This is a genomic window from Pseudomonas neuropathica (assembly GCF_015461835.1).
In the GTDB taxonomy this organism is placed as follows: Bacteria; Pseudomonadota; Gammaproteobacteria; order Pseudomonadales; family Pseudomonadaceae; genus Aquipseudomonas; species Aquipseudomonas neuropathica.
The window spans coordinates 207,120-228,825 of the sequence record NZ_JACOPX010000001.1; the positions used below are offsets into that span (position 1 = coordinate 207,120).

At 59.2% G+C, this 21,706-nt stretch carries 9 protein-coding genes and 1 riboswitch; of the genes, 6 read left to right on the forward strand and 3 right to left on the reverse strand.

Going from position 1 to position 21,706, the window contains the following annotated elements; translation table 11 throughout:
* The first annotated feature begins 28 nt into the window (after positions 1 to 28).
* A riboswitch (cobalamin riboswitch) is annotated at positions 29 to 250 on the forward strand.
* A gap of 123 nt (positions 251 to 373) precedes the next feature.
* The 4 genes from H8F23_RS00885 to cobM all read left to right on the forward strand — a co-directional run bounded on the left by H8F23_RS00885 (position 374) and on the right by cobM (position 2,519).
* A complete protein-coding gene (locus H8F23_RS00885; protein WP_064390276.1) occupies positions 374 to 571 on the forward strand; it encodes a CbtB domain-containing protein in 198 nt (65 codons plus the stop codon).
* A gap of 11 nt (positions 572 to 582) precedes the next feature.
* The gene (locus H8F23_RS00890; protein WP_194933078.1) at positions 583 to 1,281 is read left to right on the forward strand and encodes a CbtA family protein; all 699 of its coding nucleotides are present in this window, start codon (positions 583 to 585) and stop codon (positions 1,279 to 1,281) included.
* Entirely contained in the window at positions 1,278 to 1,691 is a 414-nt protein-coding gene (locus H8F23_RS00895; RefSeq protein ID WP_003225490.1) for a cobalamin biosynthesis protein, read from the forward strand. Before H8F23_RS00890 ends, H8F23_RS00895 begins: the two co-directional genes overlap by 4 nt.
* 81 nt (positions 1,692 to 1,772) lie before the next feature.
* Positions 1,773 to 2,519, forward strand: a complete 747-nt coding sequence (gene cobM / locus H8F23_RS00900) for a precorrin-4 C(11)-methyltransferase (protein WP_093430883.1) — start codon at positions 1,773 to 1,775, stop codon at positions 2,517 to 2,519.
* Positions 2,520 to 2,719: 200 nt separating this feature from the next.
* Here cobM and nfuA read toward each other — a convergent pair whose 3' ends face one another.
* Entirely contained in the window at positions 2,720 to 3,304 is a 585-nt protein-coding gene (gene nfuA, locus H8F23_RS00905; protein ID WP_007912592.1) for a Fe-S biogenesis protein NfuA, read from the reverse strand.
* 273 nt (positions 3,305 to 3,577) lie between these two features.
* On the opposite strand from nfuA, the gene H8F23_RS00910 reads away from it, so the two are divergent.
* The gene (locus tag H8F23_RS00910; RefSeq protein WP_194933079.1) at positions 3,578 to 8,038 is read left to right on the forward strand and encodes an SET domain-containing protein; all 4,461 of its coding nucleotides are present in this window, start codon (positions 3,578 to 3,580) and stop codon (positions 8,036 to 8,038) included.
* A gap of 110 nt (positions 8,039 to 8,148) precedes the next feature.
* Here the strand turns inward: H8F23_RS00910 and H8F23_RS00915 are convergent, their stop codons facing one another.
* Positions 8,149 to 10,431 (reverse strand): fatty acid cis/trans isomerase, encoded by a 2,283-nt coding sequence (locus H8F23_RS00915; protein WP_194933080.1) that lies wholly within the window; start codon positions 10,429 to 10,431, stop codon positions 8,149 to 8,151.
* 155 nt (positions 10,432 to 10,586) lie between these two features.
* On the opposite strand from H8F23_RS00915, the gene metH reads away from it, so the two are divergent.
* On the forward strand, positions 10,587 to 14,297 hold the full coding sequence (metH, locus tag H8F23_RS00920; RefSeq protein ID WP_194933081.1) for a methionine synthase: 3,711 nt from the start codon (positions 10,587 to 10,589) through the stop codon (positions 14,295 to 14,297).
* Between the two features lie 45 nt (positions 14,298 to 14,342).
* Here the strand turns inward: metH and H8F23_RS00925 are convergent, their stop codons facing one another.
* Positions 14,343 to 21,689: an NEL-type E3 ubiquitin ligase domain-containing protein gene (locus H8F23_RS00925; RefSeq protein WP_194933082.1), complete on the reverse strand. Its 7,347-nt coding sequence runs from the start codon at positions 21,687 to 21,689 to the stop codon at positions 14,343 to 14,345.
* Between the last annotated feature and the right edge of the window lie 17 nt (positions 21,690 to 21,706).

Below are 21,706 nucleotides of genomic sequence, written 5' to 3' on the forward strand. Positions count from 1 at the left end.
ATTGACTCAAATCCCCCGCCCATGCTCTCCTACACAACTTGTTACGGGTGCCCTTCACAGGGTGAAACGGGAAACCGGTGAATCATGTGCTTTACTCAAGCCCATGTCAGTCCGGTGCTGCCCCCGCAACGGTAAGCGAGCGAAGCGTCAAAACCACTGTGCCGATACGGTATGGGAAGGTGACGCTTGCAGGTCGGCCTGACGCCAACCCCTCGTGAGCCCGGAGACCGGCCCGCAACACACAGCCCGCATTTGTGCGGCGCTGCACATAACAAACCCGCGGTGGGCGGGCGCTGTTCGAACCTCTGCGAGCCCGACCCGCAGGGGTTTTCATGCGCTCTATTCACCCGCTGACACTCCAGAGGGAAGCGCCATGTCGATCATCAGCAGCACCGGCAGCAACACGGACAAAATCGCCAGCACCACCACCCTGAGCCAACGCCTGACCGCCGCAGTCTTTGCGTCGATCCTCGGCGCCAGTCTGGTTTACTTTGCCGGGTTCTCGCACATCGAAGCGGTGCACAACGCCGCCCACGATACCCGCCACAGCGCCGCGTTCCCGTGCCATTGAGACCTGCCGACATGATCAAGCGTATCGCGCAAACTGCAGGTTTCTCTGGTCTGCTGGCCGCCCTGCTCCTCACTCTGCTGCAAAGTTTCTGGGTCTCGCCGCTGATTCTGCAGGCGGAAACCTTCGAGAAGTCCGAGCCGGTGGCGGTTCACGAACACGCCGCTGGCGTGACTGCACACACCCACGATGCCGAAGCCTGGGAGCCGGAAGACGGCTGGCAACGCGTAGTCTCGACCACTGGCGGTAATCTGGTCGTAGCCGTCGGTTTCGCCCTGATGCTCGCCGGCCTCTACACCCTGCGCGCGCCGACCAAAACTTCGCAGGGCCTGCTCTGGGGCCTGGCCGGTTACGCGACGTTCGTGCTTGCTCCGACCTTGGGCCTGCCACCAGAACTGCCGGGCACCGCCGCCGCTGATCTGGCCTCGCGCCAGATGTGGTGGATCGGCGCGGCCGCTTCGACGGCTGTAGGTCTGTCGCTGATCGCGTTCAGCCGTCACTGGCTGATGAAGGTCCTCGGTGTGGCCATCCTCGCTGTGCCCCACGTGATCGGCGCACCGCAACCGGAAGTGCATTCGATGCTCGCCCCCGAAGCACTCGAAGCTCAGTTCAAAATCGCTTCGCAGTTGACCAACGTAGCGTTCTGGCTGGCCCTAGGCCTGATCAGCGCTTGGTTGTTCCGCCGCAAAAGCGCTGGTCAATACCACGCATGACTGATGACCGCGCAGCGCCGACCTTCGTGGTCGGCCTGGGCTGCCAGCGCGGCTGCCCGGCCAGCACGCTGCGCGCGTTACTCGATCAAGCGTTACAGGCGCATCGCATTGAGCTTGAGGCGGTGAAAGCGTTGGCCAGTATCGACTTGAAGCGCGACGAGCCCGGCCTGCAAGAACTTGCTGCACAACTGGCTCTGCCCCTGCTGTACTTCAGCAGTGACGAACTGGCCAGCTACCAACAGCGGCTCAGCCACCATTCACAGATTGCTTACGAACGCACCGGTTGCTACGGCGTCGCCGAAAGTGCCGCGCTTGCGCTCGCTGAACAGCTGATTCAGGCACCGGCAAAACTGCTGATTTCCCGGCAAAAATACGCTCAGGCCACGCTGGCATTGGCCGGCGCGGCGTAAAATCCCGATAATCCCCGCCATTGATCATGAGCGTTGTTCATCTGCAACGCGGTCGTGCCCTCTTTTACTCAGGATTCAACGATGACCGTCTACTTCATCGGCGCCGGCCCCGGCGACCCGGAATTGATCACTGTCAAAGGCCAGCGGCTGATTCGCAGTTGCCCGGTGATTATCTACGCAGGCTCGCTAGTGCCGGCGGCGGTACTCGACGGCCACCAAGCCGAAACGGTGGTGAACAGCGCCGAACTGCATCTGGAACAGATCATCGAACTGATCAAAACCGCGCATGCCAAGGGCCAGGATGTGGCGCGGGTACACTCAGGCGATCCGAGCCTGTATGGCGCGATCGGCGAGCAGATCCGTTATCTGCGTGAGCTGGATATTCCGTTCGAGATCATTCCCGGCGTGACGGCCACCGCAGCTTGTGCGGCGCTGCTTGGCGCGGAATTGACGCTGCCGGACGTGTCGCAAAGCGTGATTCTGACTCGCTACGCCGACAAGACCGCGATGCCGGCAGGCGAAGAACTTGGCAGTCTGGCGCAGCATGGCGCGACCATGGCAATTCATCTGGGCGTTAACCATTTGCCGAAGATTCTGGTGGAGCTGCTGCCGCATTACGGCGCGGATTGCCCGATTGCGGTGATTCACCGGGCGACGTGGCCAGATCAGGATTGGGTGGTGGGGACGCTGGCGGATATTGCCGAAAAGGTTGAGGCCAAAGGGTTTCGGCGTACGGCATTGATTCTGGTGGGCCGAGTGCTGGGCAGCGAGGTGTTTAGCGAGTCATCGCTGTATCGCGCCGGGCATGCTCACCTCTACAGACCATAAATTGGAACGCAGAGCGTCCCGGGCTGCATTGCCACGCAGAGCGTGGGAACGATCAAAGGCCCTTTCGCGAGCAGGCTCGCTCCCACACTTGCTCGCATTTCAAAGGTGGGAGCGAGCCTGCTCGCGAATGCATTCCTGAATGTCACCCATAAAAAAACGGCGCTCACGGGGCGCCGTTTTTCATGTCCGCAGCGAACACCTTAGTAGTAGGCGTTTTCTTTCTGCGTATGGTCGGTCACGTCGCGAACGCCCTTCAGCTCAGGAATACGCTCGAGCAAGGTGCGCTCGATACCTTCCTTCAAGGTCACGTCCGCCTGGCCGCAGCCTTGGCAACCGCCACCGAACTGCAACACGGCGATGCCGTCTTCAACCACATCGATCAGGCTGACCTGACCGCCGTGGCTGGCCAGCCCCGGGTTGATTTCGGTTTGCAGGTAATAGTTGATGCGCTCGTTGACCGGGCTGTCAGCGTTGACCATCGGTACTTTGGCGTTCGGCGCCTTGATGGTCAGCTGGCCGCCCATGCGGTCGGTGGCGTAGTCGACAACGGCGTCATCGAGAAACGCTTCGCTGAAGTGATCGATATAAGCGGTGAAGCTTTTCAGCCCCAACGCGGTGTCTTCAGGTTTTTCTTCGCCCGGCTTGCAGTAGGCAATGCAGGTTTCAGCGTACTGGGTGCCAGGCTGGGTGATGAAGACGCGGATGCCGATGCCCGGGGTGTTCTGCTTGGAGAGCAGATCAGCCAGGTAATCGTGGGCGGCGTCGGTAATGGTAATAGCGGTCATGGAAACTCCTCGCAGGCTTGGGCGCAGTTTACGCCAAATGACGCGGCTGACAAAGTCCTAGTATTTTTGTCGGAAAATGCCGGATTCGTCATTCCACCCAGCGCCTCGTGGCGTCGTCAGGCCTGCTTCTGCCAGCGGGCTGCCACGTAAACAAATGGATACTGAAACAAGCACCAAGCATATATATGTATGCCTCGGGGATTTTTTCGGCCGATATATTCACCGCCTTCGTTTACTTGCAAGTTTCCATCGCACTTATTTCAAAGGCGCTTAATGAATACATCGTTATCAAGGTTCTATAGCCGAACGCCGCCGCGCAGACTACAGGATATCAACCACCTGATCAGCTACCTGCACACGCTCGTTGGTGAGCATTTCAACAGTGATGTACGCGACCTCTACTATCACCCTCCAGCCAATTCTGCGCTGGGGCGGGAATGCAAGGAAGCATTTCGTGTTTTGAACAAGCTGGAAAAGGATGAAGACTTCATCAGGCATATTTCAACGCCGATCGGCGTCGATAAATCGCCTTTAGGTAATGACTTCTTGTATGACCTTGTATCGTTCCACTTGAGCTCCGCCAAAACGCCAGCGCCCTCCCCCCCGGAGGTTTTCACCATAGCCGGTCACTCGGTGATTCTCAGAGAGGTGCCGATCTACTGGTCTATCGACGTCGATGTCTTGCTGGATATTCACCGTAAAGTCGGCAACGGCGTCAACAGCGACGGCTCGGTAAGGCTCGATCTGGTGCTTGCCTACTACTCGCTGCAACCGATGCAGCCTGCCACCAGCGCCGGCTGGCAACGCCTTCTCCATAATCTGGTTGACCATCGCGCACTGTGGCTGCTTGGACATGACGGACACGTCAGTGACCTTGAGCACCTGTTGGGCGCTGCGGGTGATCAAGCGATCATGCGCATTGTTCGCCAGATTAAACTGGAAACATCCCGCTCACTGTTGGCAAACCTGTTGCCGGAAAGATTCAATGACAAACTGGACAAACTTGCCAACACCATCCCTGTCGCTCTTCTGGAAACCGTTCTGGGCTCTGCAAAGAACCTGCAACTGGCCCAACGCATTGCCAACGAACTGGACTGGTACGGTGCAGGCGACAACCAGCAGTGCCCCCCTGGGGTGTTGAAAAAACTGTTGTGGCGCGCGCTTTGGTTAGAGGTAAAACCCGATCCCCACAGTCATTATCGAAACGAATTGCAGATTCTTATCGAAACCGGAAGCCGGTACTCTTCCATACGTCAATCGCTGGTCGAGCATTTCCAACGAACGCTTTGCGTCAACCGCACCACCGCATTACTGGCAGTCGCCATTTTCAAAAGCAATATCGCCAGCGAAGCCTGGGTCGAGGACATTCCCGAGGATCTTCCCTACGGCACTTCCAGCACCTGGGTCAATTTCAAGAGCGGCTTTATTCTGGCCGAGACCATCGCTCCCGGGTCATCCCGGTATATGACGTTCGAACAACTGCTCAACCTGCCAGCCGAGCATTACCAGGCGCATGCCAACGATGTCGGGCAACAGCGGCTGGTAACGGCAGCCAAAGCGCGTGCTGCGCTGGATTGGTCGGTGGAAACGGGGCTGCTGGGACTTCGTCACACCCCATACTCGCTGAGCGAAGTCGAGTTGGCAGTGCAGACACTCGAGCAACACGAACGCGACATGGTCAGTGCCATGGAAAACCTGACACTCAGGCCCCCGAGCCGCTTTCGTCACGAAACAGACACGGCATTCGACGAGGCATTCCGCAGCTGGCTGGATACCCCGCGAGCCGCCTACGCAACACTGATCAAAGCATTGCTGAGCCAGTACCTGCCGGCCTGCGGCACTGATCTGGAGCGCGACGAAGTAGTCGTTTACTCGTTAAGGCTGCCACTGCATGACACTCAGGTGGAGCATGAGAACCGGACGAACACCGACGCGGTTCGTGCGCGCTCGGGGTTTATTTTGCGCACGGTCAACCCCGCCTACCCGACCGACCCTCGTTACATTGAAGTCTTCCCGTTCGCAGGCGTTGTGCGCCTGCGCAAAGAGATGAAGTCGCTGCAAACAGGCGGTGAAATTGTTGTCGAGAAGATCGGCTCCAGCAGCCGGACCAGCCGGGGTTCCTTCAGAAAAGGCACTGAATTGCCCTTCGACTGGGAAGCCTACCGCGATGGCTCGAAACCCAGAGAAAACCAGCACGCGACATTGATCGTGGAACAGATCGCAGAGACATTCGAGGCCGTTGCGATCGAACCGCGCTCCCCAGATGTGGCAGCGAGGACGCTGCCCTTTGCCGCGAACAACCTGACGTCTGCGCGAGCTGAAAAGCTGGCCGCGATGATCGCCAGAGAGCTGTTCTTCAAAGATGAGTCAGCGCTTCTTGAACAGACCCGTAAAGCGACGCGCAGCATGGACATCGGTCGGGACTTTATTGAAGACATCACCTTCTGGGGAAAAATGTTCGTGCCGTTCTGGGGTTCCATCGAAGACCTGACATCGGGTGATTCTCGACGCATCGAGTCCGGTGGCCTGGGCCTGTTTACCGATGTGGTGTCTTTCGGCTTGCCCGTCGGCAAATACGTAGCGGGCTGTACTCGCCTGTTATCCGGCGCCGGCAGGCTCGGACTGCGTCTTGCCTTGCCAAAACTCTCCGCCATGACGCGAACTTTGCTTGTTTCCACGCTTCGGGAGCTCAATCCCCTGGAGAGCGTTATCGGGCTGCTCAGACTGGGTCGCTTTGCTCTCGGCAAACTGAGTAACGTGACCCTGCGGCATGTACGGATGGGCATCGCACACCTGCGCGACGGCACCATTGCCGTACGCCATCTCCAGTCGGTCGATCCGGCAACCTGGGTGCCGCACCAGGCTGGCGACCAGTTGTTCACCGTGGAAGGCATCGCCGATATTCCCATGCGCAATGTCGGCACCGCCGAAGCTCCCGACTTCCGCCTGATCGACCCCGTCACCCATCAAGCGTTCGGCCCGCGATACCGGCAACCCGTTACGGTAATCAGCAACAGCAGCCCTCTGATACGTCAATACGCGGTAGAACCACACTGGATTCAGGGACTGAAGGCTGACTCGCGCGGCATATTCTTTCGCCCCGACTATAACCAGAAGTTCATCTGCAACGTGGATGAGCACGGCACCATCGCCGTCTACCAGATCAGGGACAATTCCTACGGGTTTATCGCAGAAACGGCGCAGACGGGGGAAAACAGCTTTTCTGTCGTGTTGGTCAACCCGAAAACCAACCGCGACCTGTCGATCAACCTGTCGTCGGTGAGGCCCGGGCATTGGTACACAAGAGAAATCAGGGTTTCAGGCGGAGCGCCCGATCAGCCTAACGCAGTAACACCCTTGCATTTGCAAAAGTGGTCGCAGTTCAGCGAGGTGATGCTCGATCTGACCATAAAGGCATTTGCGAAGAAGTACGGGCTGGATCGGGCGGCGTTTCAGCAGTTCGTCCACACACAAGGGCAGTTGAAACCCCTTGGCCAGCAAATGCTCGACCAGGCCAATACCGCTCGTACGGCCATTGCGTTCGACCATCTCCAGAACTGGCGAACGCTGTCACAGGAAAGCCGCACCCGTCTGACCCGCGAAGGGTTCGCTGCCGAGCACAACCTTGACCCGCAGGATTTCCTCGCCCATGTCAACATGGATGGCACCTTCCGAGCACCGGGAACAGTGCTGGCAAAATATGCCAACAACCAGACTTTCACCCCTCTGACCCCGGCACATCTAGAGCAGTGGCGAGCGCGCTACGATGAGACACGGTCGGCCAGCACGATGAACGCGTTTGTCGCTGAAAACGATTTGAATCCCGTGCTCTGGGCAACCTTCGTCGATGACGCCGGGCAACTGAGAAGCGCCGTTCCGGAAACCCTGCAATTGCTCGCTGCCGTCGACTCGAATGCAATGTTCGCGCGCAAATCACTACCCCCCGGCACAGCGAGAAAATCAGCGCCCTGGCAACTACCTGAACAGTCAACTGTGCACGGCAACGGGCCACCCTCGCCACCCAAGGCGGGCCCTTCCAAACGTCCGCGACTGGATGACATGGCAGCCGCCCTGCCAGAGGATCTGACCCCTTCGCTTGGGCACAACATCAATAACAACGCGCCCATTCTCCAGGATCCGGAGGATGTGCGGACAAGCCTGACGAAAAAGCTGGAAGGCGATATTGAAAAAATCGCGATCACCGACGCCAATCGGCTCTTAACGCACTTTCAGGGTGCAAGACTCAAGGAAATGACCCGCCGCATCACTGAGGATATCCACGAGTGGATCGCCGACGAAGGTCGGCACCATGACAGGCTGACGCAGCGTTTCGAAGTGAGGAGACCGACCGAAGGTCCCGAGCGGGGTTTATCAGTGTTTGCCAAGGTCGATATCGAACCTTATGAAGTGCTGGGCCCTTACATCGGCAAGCTGCACCGCACCGGCAAGTCCCTGCGCGCGGAAATACTTGAAAAATCCAGAGAGAAAGTCAGCACCTATCTGTACGAAACGGCAACGAAGAACGCCACCCTGAGCGGGCACGGCAACAGCAACGTGCTCAGCCTGATCAATGCCATCAACGTACCCGGCCAGGCCAACATAGGCATCGAGAACGTCGGATCGATCTGCGTCGGCAAGTACATGGTGTTTTTTGTCTCGTGGGAAAAGATCCCGGCGGGTAGCGAGCTGTTTCTCGATTACGGGGCCAATTACTGGAAACACATGAAACCTTGATCGCCCCGACTTAGCCGGTAGTCAGGCACGTCGGTGCTGCGCAGAAGAATCTGCGCAGCACCGACATAAGGCAGATGAACCCTGCTCATACAGCACCTGCCCACGAACGATCAAAGATTCTCGTAGCGGTTCATGTCCAGCACGCCCTCTTCCACCGGGTCGGTTTCGTGCAGGTATTGGCTCAGATCGTGGAAATAGAACCAGAATTGCGGGTGACTGCGCCGAATACCCCAGCGTTCGACGATTTTCTCGAAACGATTGGCGTCCTTGGCGTTTTCCATTGCATCAACAAACTCGGGCACTTGATCGGCCGGAATGTTGAAGATGAAGTTCGGATAACTACTGAGCACGCCCGGAAAAATAGTCATCGTGTCCAGCCCAGGCTGATAGCGCAGCGACTCTCCGAGCAGGAACGCCACGTTGCTGTGCGCGCGGTTGCGCAACAGGCTGTAGACCTCGCGTTTGCCGTTGGCGGTTTCAATGCGCAACATGGTGGCTTCCGGCAATTGGTCGATGACCTTCAAGCCGGCCGCCGGACGCGAGGTCAGGCGGCTCAACGCCTGTTCGGCATTTTGCAGCGCCGGGTCGATATTCGGCCGCGAGCAGTAAGCGCCGTCGCAGCGGTTGATCGGGTCAGGCCGCGCATTGAGATCACCGTAACGCGCCAGTAATTGCATGGCAAAGTCGTATTTCGGGTCTTTCTCGTCGAGTTTCAGCGCAGTCGGTTTGTCGTCGTCAATCGCCTCGTAGTCGAGCCACATCTTGAACTGGCCACCGCTCTGATACCAATCGTCGAGGTAATCCTCGCGGGAATCGGCGGGCATCAGGCGCAGGAAGTTCTGCTCGGCGCCATTGCGGATCAGATCGAAATACAGGCGGGTTTGCGCCTGATGGGAGACGTTGCCGAACACGTCGAAGTTGACCGCCAACTGGTAATAGGTGCGTTCGAGCAAGGGATAGTCGAACAGCCACATCGTCTGCGGCACCTCGCCAATCAAGCCTTTGGTCACCGAAGCGCTGTCGAAGTGGCGGAAAATGCTCAGCAACGCGTTGTCGTTGCCGGCCCACAGGGTCGACCAGCTCGGCGCAGGCACATCGGCGTAGCTGTCGCGGCGCAAGGCTTCGTATTCGTTACGTTTGTTGCGGTAGTTGTGCCACAGGCTGAGGACGCTGCCGACGTCGTCATTCTGCCCCGGCATGGCCAGCAACGGCGTGGCCTGGCCGCGATAGTTCGGGTCGGTGATATAGAGGTCGTGTTCCGGCGCCTGGAACAGTGCCCAGAAGTTGTCGCGGATCACGTCGGTTGCGATCTGCCCACGGCACACCGGGCCGCGAATAAAGGTGCGGACGAAGTATTCGGCGTTATCGAGCATGAACTGATAACGCGCCTGCGCCGGAATCGCTTCGAACGTCGCGAATGGATTGGCACGGCTCTGCGGGCCGTAACCGGGCAACGCATTGACCTGCCAGTTGCCGCTATAGAACAGGCTTTTCACCCGCGCCATCTTCGCCGCGCTCAGCGGATAGGTGATGTGGGTCTTGTGCACGATCACCCCTTGCACCGGCCACAAGCGGTAATACACCTGAGTGCCCGGATCATCGTTGGGGCGACGCGTGGCGATCAGGTCGATTGGCTGCCCGGTCGGCGTGCGCGAACGTACCCACTGGAAATAATGGCCCGGCTCGCCGTCCTTGAAATAGATATGCGCAAGGTACCAATGCTCGTACAACCAGCGACCGACCAGACTTTGCCGTGCGCCGGGAGTGTTGAGCAGGTTTTCCCACTGGACGATTTGCAGCGCCTCTTTGGCGCTCGGTGCCAGGCCTTGTTCGTCAATCGGCGCGCCAGACGCCAGCCAGCGTTGCAGCGTCTGGTACTGCTGATCGGTCAACCCGGTCACCGCCAGCGGCATGCCTTCTTTCGGATGCGCGCCGGCGTAGCCTTCGAACTCGGCGGGCATCGCGCACAGGTTCTCGCGGTTCAGACCCAGCACGATGTCTTCCGGGAGCTTGGCGTTCGGCGTCAGTGGCGTCTTGTGCCCAAGTTCAAGCATGCGCGCCATCAGCGCAGCCTGGCTGCCTTGGGCATCGAGCACCGAATAGAAGTCTTTTTGCTGCCAGGCACGTTTGCCAAAGGCGTCGTAGAACAGCCGAGTGGTCGGTGCCGCTTGCGTGCGCTCGCCGTCATACACCGGCATTTTGCTCGCGCCACGGGCCGCGCCCTCGCCACTGCCCAGATTCAACTGGCAGGCCGAGTCGTAGCAGGCATGGCAAGCCACGCACTTCTCGGTGAAGATCGGTTGGATATCACGGCTATATGAGATCGTGGGTTCCTGCGCAACGGCGCCCCAGCTTAAAAGCAGCAAAAAAATGCTGATGACGCGGTACGACATGCCCTTGATCCCGATCCTGAAAAAAACGCCACGATTCTACAGTATGACGCTCGTACCAACATGAGTGATATTCATGCAAAAGCCCTACATGCTCTAAAAGCGCACAGGTTTGCTATGATCCCGCTCCTTCGTAATGGTCTTTCCGAGTAGTCCAAATGTCCGATCGCAGCGTCCGCCTTCAAGCTCTCAAGCAAGCTCTCAAAGAGCGCATCCTGATACTCGATGGCGGCATGGGCACGATGATCCAGAGCTACAAGCTCGAAGAACAGGACTATCGCGGCAAACGCTTCGCCGACTGGCCGAGTGACGTCAAGGGCAACAACGACCTGCTGGTGATCACCCGTCCGGACGTGATCGGCGGCATCGAGAAAGCCTATCTGGATGCCGGTGCCGACATCCTCGAAACCAACACCTTCAACGCCACGCGCATTTCCATGGCCGACTACGGCATGGAAGAACTGGCCTACGAGTTAAACGTAGAAGGCGCACGTCTGGCCCGCAAGGTTGCCGACGCCAAGACCGCCGAGAACCCGGACAAGCCGCGTTTCGTCGCCGGCGTGCTCGGCCCGACCAGCCGCACCTGCTCGCTGTCGCCCGACGTCAACAACCCGGGCTACCGCAACGTCACCTTTGATGAACTGGTGGAAAACTACACCGAAGCCACCAAAGGCCTGATCGAGGGCGGCGCGGATCTGATCCTGATCGAAACCATTTTCGACACCCTCAACGCCAAAGCGGCGATCTTCGCTGTGCAAGGCGTGTTCGAAGAGCTGCACATCGAACTGCCGATCATGATTTCCGGCACGATCACTGACGCCTCCGGCCGGACCCTGTCCGGGCAAACCACCGAAGCGTTCTGGAACTCGGTGGCGCACGCCAAGCCAATCTCCGTCGGTCTCAACTGTGCGCTCGGCGCCAGTGAGCTGCGTCCGTACCTGGAAGAGCTGTCGAACAAGGCCAGCACCCACGTTTCCGCGCACCCGAACGCCGGCCTGCCTAACGAGTTTGGCGAGTACGACGAACTGCCGTCGGAAACCGCCAAAGTCATCGAAGAATTCGCCCAGAGCGGCTTCCTCAACATCGTCGGCGGTTGCTGCGGCACCACCCCGGGGCACATCGAAGCCATCGCCAAAGCCGTCGCCGGTTACGCGCCGCGTCAGATTCCGGACATTCCGAAGGCTTGCCGCCTCTCGGGTCTGGAACCGTTCACTATCGATCGCAACTCGCTGTTCGTTAACGTTGGCGAGCGTACCAACATCACCGGCTCGGCCAAGTTCGCCCGCCTGATCCGTGAAGACAACTACACCGAAGCCCTCGAAGTCGCCCTGCAACAGGTCGAGGCCGGCGCGCAGGTGATCGACATCAACATGGACGAAGGGATGCTCGATTCGAAGAAGGCCATGGTGACCTTCCTCAATCTGATCGCCGGTGAACCGGACATCTCCCGCGTGCCGATCATGATCGACTCGTCGAAATGGGAAGTGATCGAAGCCGGTCTCAAGTGCATTCAGGGCAAGGGCATCGTCAACTCGATCAGCATGAAAGAAGGCGTCGAGCAGTTCATCCATCACGCCAAGCTGTGCAAACGCTACGGCGCGGCCGTGGTGGTGATGGCGTTTGACGAAGCTGGCCAGGCCGACACCGAAGCGCGCAAGAAAGAAATCTGCAAACGCTCCTACGACATTCTGGTCAACGAAGTTGGCTTCCCGCCGGAAGACATCATCTTCGACCCGAACATCTTCGCCGTCGCCACCGGCATCGAAGAACACAACAACTACGCGGTGGACTTCATCAACGCCTGCGCCTACATCCGCGACGAACTGCCGTATGCGCTGACCTCGGGCGGCGTGTCCAACGTGTCATTCTCGTTCCGCGGCAACAATCCGGTGCGTGAGGCGATCCACTCGGTGTTCCTGCTGTACGCAATCCGCGCCGGCCTGACCATGGGCATCGTCAACGCCGGGCAGCTGGAGATCTACGACCAGATCCCGCAAGAGCTGCGCGACGCCGTGGAAGACGTGATCCTCAACCGCACGCCAGAAGGCACCGACGCCCTCCTCGCCATCGCCGACAAGTACAAGGGCGACGGCAGCGTCAAGGAAGCCGAGACCGAAGAGTGGCGCAGCTGGGAGGTCAACAAGCGTCTGGAACATGCGCTGGTCAAAGGCATCACCACGCACATCGTTGAAGACACCGAAGAATCGCGTCAGTCGTTCGCCCGCCCGATCGAAGTGATCGAAGGCCCGCTGATGTCCGGCATGAACATCGTCGGCGACCTGTTCGGCGCCGGCAAAATGTTCCTCCCGCAAGTGGTGAAATCCGCGCGAGTGATGAAGCAGGCCGTGGCGCACTTGATCCCGTTCATCGAACTGGAAAAGGGTGACAAGCCGGAAGCCAAGGGCAAGATCCTCATGGCAACCGTGAAAGGCGACGTGCATGACATCGGCAAGAACATTGTCGGCGTGGTGCTCGGTTGCAACGGCTATGACATCGTCGACCTCGGCGTGATGGTCCCGGCAGAGAAGATTCTGCAGGTGGCCAAAGAACAGAAATGCGACATCATCGGCCTCTCCGGCCTGATCACGCCGTCGCTGGACGAAATGGTTCACGTTGCTCGTGAAATGCAGCGTCAGGACTTCCATCTGCCGCTGATGATCGGTGGCGCGACCACTTCCAAAGCGCACACGGCGGTGAAGATCGAGCCGAAGTACAGCAACGATGCCGTGGTCTACGTGACCGATGCCTCCCGTGCAGTGGGCGTGGCGACGCAGTTGCTGTCGAAAGAATTGAAGGCCGGTTTCGTCGAAAAGACGCGTCTGGAATACATTGATGTGCGCGAACGTACCTCGAACCGCAGCGCCCGCACCGAGCGCCTGAGCTACGCAGCGGCCATCGCCAAGAAACCACAGTTCGACTGGGCCAATTATCAGCCGGTCAAACCGACCTTCACCGGCAGCAAGGTACTGGACAACATCGACCTCAAGGTCTTGGCCGAATACATCGACTGGACGCCGTTCTTTATCTCTTGGGACCTGGCTGGCAAGTTCCCGCGCATCCTTGAAGACGAAGTGGTCGGTGAGGCCGCCACCGCGTTGTACAAGGACGCGCAGGAGATGCTTGCCAAGCTGATCGACGAGAAGCTGATCAGCGCCCGTGCGGTGTTCGGCTTCTGGCCGGCCAATCAAGTACATGACGACGACATCGAACTGTACGGCGATGATGGCAAGCCATTGGCCAAGCTGCATCACCTGCGCCAGCAGATCATCAAGACCGACGGCAAACCAAACTTCTCGCTGGCTGACTTCGTAGCGCCGAAGGACAGCGAAGTGACCGACTACGTCGGTGGTTTCATCACCACCGCCGGCATCGGCGCCGAAGAAGTGGCCAAGGCTTATCAAGACGCTGGCGACGACTACAACTCGATCATGGTCAAAGCCCTGGCCGACCGTTTGGCCGAGGCCTGCGCCGAGTGGCTGCACCAGCAAGTGCGTAAAGAACACTGGGGTTATGCCAAGGACGAAGTGCTCGATAACGACGCGCTGATCAAAGAGCAATACAGCGGCATCCGCCCTGCTCCGGGTTACCCGGCGTGCCCGGATCACACCGAGAAAGCGGCGCTGTTCGCCTTGCTCGATCCGGAAGCCGAAGAAATGCGCGCCGGTCGCAGTGGTGTGTTCCTCACCGAACACTACGCGATGTTCCCGGCGGCTGCGGTCAGCGGCTGGTACTTCGCCCACCCGCAAGCGCAGTACTTTGCCGTGGGCAAGGTCGACAAGGATCAGGTGCAAAGCTACACCTCGCGCAAAGGCCAGGAGCTGAGCGTGACCGAGCGCTGGCTGGCGCCGAATCTGGGTTACGACAGTTAAGTTGCGCAACGGACCTGAGAGCGCCCTGCTCTCAGGTCCACTCAATTACCTGTCACGGCGCCAGGAAGGGCCGGACTGTGGCGAGGATGGGCCGGGTTGCGGCTCCGCCTCGCGGACTGTCGTCAGCGCAGCCAGCTCCGTACGCGTCAGTGCCTTCAGTGCATCGATGCGAGCTTCTGCCAGTTCGATCTGAAGTGAATCCACTGCTTCCAGATAAGCGCTGCTGTGTATGTCGGCAAATGTATCCTCCACCTCCTCCTGCCGCCTCCTGGCGTTGAGTTCGAGCGTTTCGAACACCTCGCTGTGGCGATCGCGCAGGTAGCGGATCCAGTAATCGCGTGAAATCAGATTTTCCAGAAACATTTCGGATGCTTCATCCCTGAGCACCGACGTGCGCGCGTCGATCAACTGCTGCCCGCGAATCGGTGCGGCGTACAGCATGTGTTCCGGTTGCGCCGGCAAATCCAGCCCGTCCGGCCAGCCTCGGGTCATGCCGATCCGGTATTGCAGACGGATTTCCGCCCGATCCTTGTTCTTCGCCGCGGCTTCTGCCAGCCGGTCGACCCTTTCCAGGCGGAACAGACGTCGCGTCAGCTCAAGCAAGGCCCTGCCGCGTTGCTCCCGGCGGTGTCGTGGAATATCGCGCAGGGCGTTGTATTCATAGACGCGGGTTTCCAGTTCGCTGAATGACAGGATCCGGCCATCGCCGCAGGTGCCGTGGGTCTCGGCGTTGAGAAATAACAGCTCTCGCAGCTCGGCGTTTTCCGTGGCGGCCTCGATGACTTGCCAGACCCGATGGGTCAAATCAACGCCGGACAACCGGAATTCAAGGGTATCGGGCAAGGTCGAGAGCAAATGAAAGAACGACTCATGGTTGTCCTGATCAGCCAATTGCAGCCATAGCGCCTGCCGCGCGGCACGCGCATCTGCATGTGTGTACGTCATCCAGATTGCCATCGCTGGCACTGCCACATCCTGCTCCGGATCGGCAATCACTTCCGCTGCCTCCACAGCGGCATGCGTATCAACCCGCCGGGAACCGCCACCCCCACTGGGGCCATCGCTGTCGGAACCCAAATCCGAATCCGATCCCTGACCGGAGCCAGAATCCGAATCGCTGTCGGTCTCCAATTCGCGTTCGGCAATTTCACGCTGCAGAAAAGCCTGGGAATAACCCATGACATCACGGTCTGCGTTGGCCGCACTGTATTCCCGCAGTTGCTGCAGGCAATTGAGCGACAGGGAGTTTTCGGACAGGTCGGTGCCGTCCACCAGCGCTTGATGGTTGCCATCCAGCAGTCGGTCCGGAAAGACCATGATGTTGTTGCCCGACAGGTCCAGTCGTTGCAAATGCGCCAGATCGAGCACGCCGTCAGGCCAGAAATCCAGACCGTTCTGGCTGAGATTGAGCGTCTCCAGACGGGCGAAGGCGATGGCGCTGAACTCCTCCAGCTGATTGTGGCTGAGGTCGAGCCAGCGCAGTTGCGTCCCGCCCACGTGCTGATACACGGTTTGTGCCACGGCCAGCCGATTACCGCTCAACTCCAGACGTTCCAGACGGTTCAAACGACCGACAGCTTCCGGCAGCTGTTCCAGGGCATTGGCGTTGAGTCTCAGGGTGGTCAACTCAGGGAACGCCGGGCAAAAGAGGTTGAAGCTATCAACTGAAAACTTGATCCCTGTCAGATCCAGTGTCCGCACATGGGCAAACACGTTTGACAGCGCGGGCAGATCGCTCATGGCCCCCGCTGAAAGGCTCAGCGTCTGTCCGGCGGACTCGGAAAGCGCAGTGAGCCCGTCCCGCCAGCAAGCGCGGATCCGCGTCGCGTCGAAGAACCTTGTGGACGATGACACGCTTTCACCAGGCCCTTGCGTCGCACCGAAAATCCAGCCGTTCAACTCACGCGTCAGCGTCTCGTCACTTGCTCGCCACTGGGTCAGCCTGTCCGCCATTTGCTCCGGGGACAGGCCTTCATCGCGCAATCGGGCAACGCTGGCTTGCGCTTGTTCAAGCGTCAGCGAGGGAAATATCTCCAGTACACGGGCATTCATGTCGGAACCGACGCCGGGTGCAGAGACAGGCGGGAGTGCTAACAACTGACCGGCACGCTCCAGTGCACTTTCCGGCGGGGTCCCGCTTGAATCGGCCGGCAATGACGCCGATTGCGCGTCGAACCGTTGCAAGGCGCCTTCCGGCAATCCAATGGACATTTCAATCCGGCGCTGCGCCGCCCGCATGTCCGCCTCGCCTGCAGTACTGAAGCGGTTGTTCCGCAGGCGGGTCTTCAGCAGCACAGCGTCGTTGACAAGCACCTGTTCGGGGAGCGACTCGATGGTGTTATGACGTAAATCCAGCGTTCGCAAATGCGGCAGGCTTTCCGCCCCAGTCGGCCATTGATTGAATCCATTGACGCTGAGGTTCAGCGTCTTGAGCCCGGTCAGGCGAGAAACGTCCAGTGTGTCCAGGCGATTGAGCCGGGCATTGAGATGTTCCAGTTTGTTCAGGGCATTGAACTGGCTCTGAACCTCAGGGGTAACGGCTATAAAGTTGAGAGACAAATCCAGTTGCGTCAGGTGGGTTGCATCGGCTGGCCGGACCGGCAGTTCCGTCAATCCACAGGCGGTGACTTGCAGACTCGTGGTGCCACTGAATGCCCGGAGAAAATCGCGAATCTGGTCGATCGGCACATTCAACCGATCCAGCCGCACACTCTGTACGTGAGCAAACGCACCGGTTGGCAATTGCGGCAGTTCCCTGACCGACTCTTCGCCCTGTACCCATGCGGTGTCCACCAGTTCAAACACGCCGGCATCGTCGAGTTCGGTGCTTGATGCCCAGTTCGTCCCATTGAAAGGACGAACGTCGTCATTCAAGCGAAAGCGCCTGCGTATGGCTGCACGCCAGTTCTTTTCCAGAGCACGTACCACCCGTGCATTGGGCTGCGCTTGCCAGCGGGCGGCGGGAATTGCATTACGCAATCCATCAGATGCGGTGGGCTCGTAGAACTGGCGGAAAATTGCGGTGTGCTCCACACGCAGAATCTCCACAGCCTTGAGTCGGGTTTCCGGGGTATTCCAGAGTGTCATGATGCGCTCGGGCAACGGATTGAGGCGGCCGGCCTCGCCCGTCAGGAACTGCAGTTCTCCGGCACAGTAGCGGCGAACCATCAAGTCCAGATCAACCAGATGTCGCCACTGCCCCATGTAGTTTTTCACATAGTCGTAAGCAGGTTTGAACGCTTCATGAGAGAACCTGGACCAGTCCAGCGACAAGCCTGCCCAGAGTTTTTCGTGTCCGACATAGAGCGATTGTGGAATGGATGTGATGGCTGTCTGCGTCAGGTCCAGTCGTTCCAGTTCAGGCAGTTGCTGCACATAGGCCGGCCATTGCGTCAGGCCCGACGCTTCGATCCTGAGTTTCTTCAGGCGTTTGAGGGGCGTCAGATCCAGGCCAGCGGCATGGCTCCGACCGTCGAAAAAATCAAGATGAAGTTCCTCAAGGGCGGTCAACGTCCTCAATTTTGTCGATAGATCGGAAGCCATCACCCTGACTGACGTCCTGAACTTGAGCTTCTTCAGTGCAGACATCCGGGTCACAGTCAAAGGCAAGGTCGTCAGTGCCTGCTCTTGCGCCATGTAGGCGCCAAACAGACTGCCACGCTCCCCCAGCGACAGCGTTTGCACGTTGGCAAATCGCGCCAGAAAGGCGTCCGCATTGGCGTCGGTGATGCCATTGCCGCCAATTGAAAGTTTACGCACATGGGCAAAGTCTGCATTCAGCTCTGGCAGGGGGTCATAAGTGAGTATCGAGAGTTCGTCGGCACCTGAAACTCCAGTGGACAAGGCGTTGCGCCAGCAGGTTTTCAGCGCTTGCGCGGCGCGAAACTTGTGATCCGTTGCGGAACGTTCCCAAGGCGCCGCCGTGGATGTGCCTGCCCATTCATCCAGCGTCGTATTCAACTGCTGCCATTCATGGCGGCGTGATTGCAACAGCTGGAAAATCGCGTTGTCGTCTTTACCCGTCCGGTACTGCTCGAGAATGAAACCGTTAGCCTGTTCGTAGGTAAGCTGCGGATAGACATCGCACACATGAGCGGTCAGGTTCATTTGCAACCCGGCGCCGCGTCCGCTCGCGGGGTAACCGATCAACGTAGCGTTCACACGCACGGGCGGCTTGATCCATTTGACCTGTGGCGCGAGCAGCGCAGGCGTATCTGCCTGATGCCGATCGGCATGATCGATGATCTTTTTCTGTAACCGGGCGGACTGCCCCACCTCGGGCACACCGAGGCTGCGGCGCGCGTCATCAGGCAAGGCATACATGATCGATGAGTAAAAGTTGTCGCCTTTGCGAGGCAGGCTGTTGAGTGCAAGACCACGTTCGTCGAACGCCTGAAACTGAGCGCCTTTCTTGATCAGGTATTTCTTCTCGCTGGCTGTTTCACTGCCGATGCTGTCGAGCAGCATGCCGGCGTCATTGCCCTCGCGAACTTCAATGCGAACGCTGTCGGCCCAACCCGGCAACTGCTCCAGCGTATGCAACGCCAAGCGCCGGCTGTCCGCCGAAGCGACATTTTCACTGCGCAGACCGACATAGGCCGCGACTTGTCGGCTTTGACGCGCGTACCAGCGTGCCTCCTCCAGCAGGCGTAGCGGCACTCGATGGCCTGAGTCAAGTCGCTCCAGATCATCGGAGCGTCCATGGGCCAGCACCGTTTGTGCCGCGGGTTCGCTGAGTCCAGGGCAGGCCTTCTGCAAACGCGCAACCCGAGAATCGATGGGATCGGTTCCCTTGTAGAGGCTGTCGAAGATCGCCGGCTGACGAGTGTCGGCGTAGTCGGCGATCTGCTTACCGAACTCTGCCGGCCGGGCATCGCGCACGCGTGCACCTTGCTCGCCCAGGAGCCGGGTGAGTTCTGACTCGTCCAGCGCCGCGAGGATGTGTGCTGGCAGGCCACCGCTGAGAATATCGGCCCGCGATATCTGAATCGGTGCCTTGACGCCGACGTCGCGAAACCGCCGCACGGAACCATACCTGACCGACTTGCCGGACAGTTGCTCGCCGTCGAATACTTCCAGCACCCGGTTCGCCGGCCAGCGCGGCATTTCGGTGATCAGCGGCAACGCAAAGAGATACAGTTCGTCGATCGGTTTTGTCCCGCGCAACTGTTCAACCACCAGTGCCGCGTTGCTATCCGCCTGCATCACGCGCATGGCCTGCGTCAGTTCCGGTGGTGGTAGCGCAGAATCGACGTGCATCTTGCGCAGAGTGGCGTCAGTGACACCGCTGATATCGGCAGCCTTGATCAACTGCGCGTCGGTGAAGGCTTCGGTTGCGTGGCCGATGCGCCGCAGCAGGGTCAGACGATCCCAATCCCGCGGCCGCTCCAGCGTGTGCCGCCAGGCACCGCGTCCGTTGCTCTCCAGCACCGGCTGCCAGGCGCTGGCATCGGTAGGGTGCTTGATGCGCCATTTGCTGATCGACTCATCGTAAAACTGCTCGTAGACCTTGCCGTCCTGGCGTATGAAGGTTTGACCTTCCAGCACATGCTGGCCGGCAGAATTCGGGCCGGGGCTGTCTGACAGCGTGACAGCGGACTCGTAAGCTCTAAGGTCGGCTCTCCACAGGCGAGTTTCGCCGTTGGGCAATTTCACCGACTGCAGCCGCTCGATGATCGGCACGGCTCTGGCGCCAGAGATTTTCTGCACCCCGGCCCCCACTCCCGCCATCAACGCAATCTGCGCCAGATTCTCCGCGACATCGATCAGGTGATCCTTCGCCGCCCGACGATCACCCTCACTCCATTCAATCGCGCCTTCCAGGGTTTCAGTCAGCAACTGCCCGGCCATCACCACCATCATGACCTCGCCCAGCACCGGCACGAACATCGAGACAAGGTTCAGGCCAAGCATGCCGATCTGCAGCAGTTGAGCGAGCTTGGCGTCACGGGCCTTCGCATCGACATCTGCCGCTGGCACGGCATGGCTTCGTGCATCGGCCAATACCTTGGCACGGCTCTGGGTGTAAAGGTATTGCCAGAGATCCTCATTGGGCGCCCAAATCCCCCGGCCGCTGCGACCGAACGTCGATGGCGCAATGTAAGGATCAGGCACAGGATCCCACCTGATCTCACGCTCGGGTGGCAGTTCACGGATCCGGGTGAACACCGAACCGCCCGCCAACACCTGCGCCACAGCCAGCCATGGCGAGCGCCATATTGCCCATACATCGCCCGGTGAACCGGCCGCTTTTTGTCTGAACTGGCTGAAATAATACGCACGCTGGTCATACGGCAGAAACTGGCTCAGAAAACGCTGGTACGCGGTCGGTTCCGCGCCTGGCGCTTGTGCGGGATCGCGGGCGGTGAGCAAGCGCTTGAACTCATCGCGCAGCTGTTGGACGGTATAGCGCTTGAGCGGGTGCTCCGGATCGTGAGGGATGTAAAGGATCAGCTCGTCGCTGTAGCGGTACTTCTGGCAAATGACAAACACCACGCAGCCGGTCAGCCTTTTTTTCATCACGCCCAGGTCACTGAACCAGACCTGTTTCTCGCCCATCCACGGGTGCATGTTGCCGTGGATCACCGACACAATCATTGCGTGATCCGCCGGCTCAATGTCTTTTTGCAACAGCGCCTGATCGGCTGCGGCGCGCATCGTCGCCTTCTGGCTGGCAATGAAGCGCTCGCTGAGCACCGCCTCTGCCACAGCATCGGCCGGGTGGAAGAATGTCGTCAAATAGGTCTGATACTGCTTGCCGACATCCAGTTCTCGGCAAAGCGTCAGGAACTGCATCACCGTCAGGCCGATGCTCACGTAATCGAATGTACCAGGGGTGGAGGTTGCTACAACGAAACCTGACGTCGAGTGAAAAGCGCCCTGCTTGCATTCGTCAGCTTCGAAGTTGTGCAGCGCTGCGTCCAGCATCGAAAGCTTGAGGACCTCGAAGGACGCCAGCTCGATCTTTTCAACACCCAGTTCGACGGGACGCCGCAGGCACAGGAGCGTCTTGTCGACATCGATTCGTAATTGATGTTGGTCCTTGAGCGCTTTGAGCAGCAATGGCCTGGCAAATGTCTCGACGTCCTGAAGGGTCGCCATGGTTCTATCAAGATCGTTTTGGGCGACAACGCTGGCCTTCATGCTGTCGGCCAGCGTCTTGCGTTGTGCCGCCGTCGCGTCGAGGTACCACGCTGGCAGCGCAGTCGGAACGGTTTTGAGCGCTTCGCGCCGTTGCGGCGAAGCGCTGGACAGCCACGTCGGGATCGACTTTTCGAGAAAATCGCGGTGCAGGCTTTGCGTTGTATTGAGCGTTGTCGGCTGGCTGTCAGCGGCAGCTCGAGCGAGCGGCGCAGCTTGCGTCGTCTCTGGGTTGGAAGGGATAGCGATCATGATCACTCCTAGTTGAT

Bases quoted from the DNA above. Each gene is read 5' to 3' on its own strand.
- H8F23_RS00885 (WP_064390276.1), top strand. From the start codon at position 374: ATGTCGATCATCAGCAGCACCGGCAGCAACACGGACAAAATCGCCAGC.
- H8F23_RS00890 (WP_194933078.1), top strand. From the start codon at position 583: ATGATCAAGCGTATCGCGCAAACTGCAGGTTTCTCTGGTCTGCTGGCC.
- H8F23_RS00895 (WP_003225490.1), top strand. From the start codon at position 1,278: ATGACTGATGACCGCGCAGCGCCGACCTTCGTGGTCGGCCTGGGCTGC.
- cobM (WP_093430883.1), top strand. From the start codon at position 1,773: ATGACCGTCTACTTCATCGGCGCCGGCCCCGGCGACCCGGAATTGATC.
- nfuA (WP_007912592.1), bottom strand. From the start codon at position 3,304: ATGACCGCTATTACCATTACCGACGCCGCCCACGATTACCTGGCTGAT.
- H8F23_RS00910 (WP_194933079.1), top strand. From the start codon at position 3,578: ATGAATACATCGTTATCAAGGTTCTATAGCCGAACGCCGCCGCGCAGA.
- H8F23_RS00915 (WP_194933080.1), bottom strand. From the start codon at position 10,431: ATGTCGTACCGCGTCATCAGCATTTTTTTGCTGCTTTTAAGCTGGGGC.
- metH (WP_194933081.1), top strand. From the start codon at position 10,587: ATGTCCGATCGCAGCGTCCGCCTTCAAGCTCTCAAGCAAGCTCTCAAA.
- H8F23_RS00925 (WP_194933082.1), bottom strand. From the start codon at position 21,689: ATGATCGCTATCCCTTCCAACCCAGAGACGACGCAAGCTGCGCCGCTC.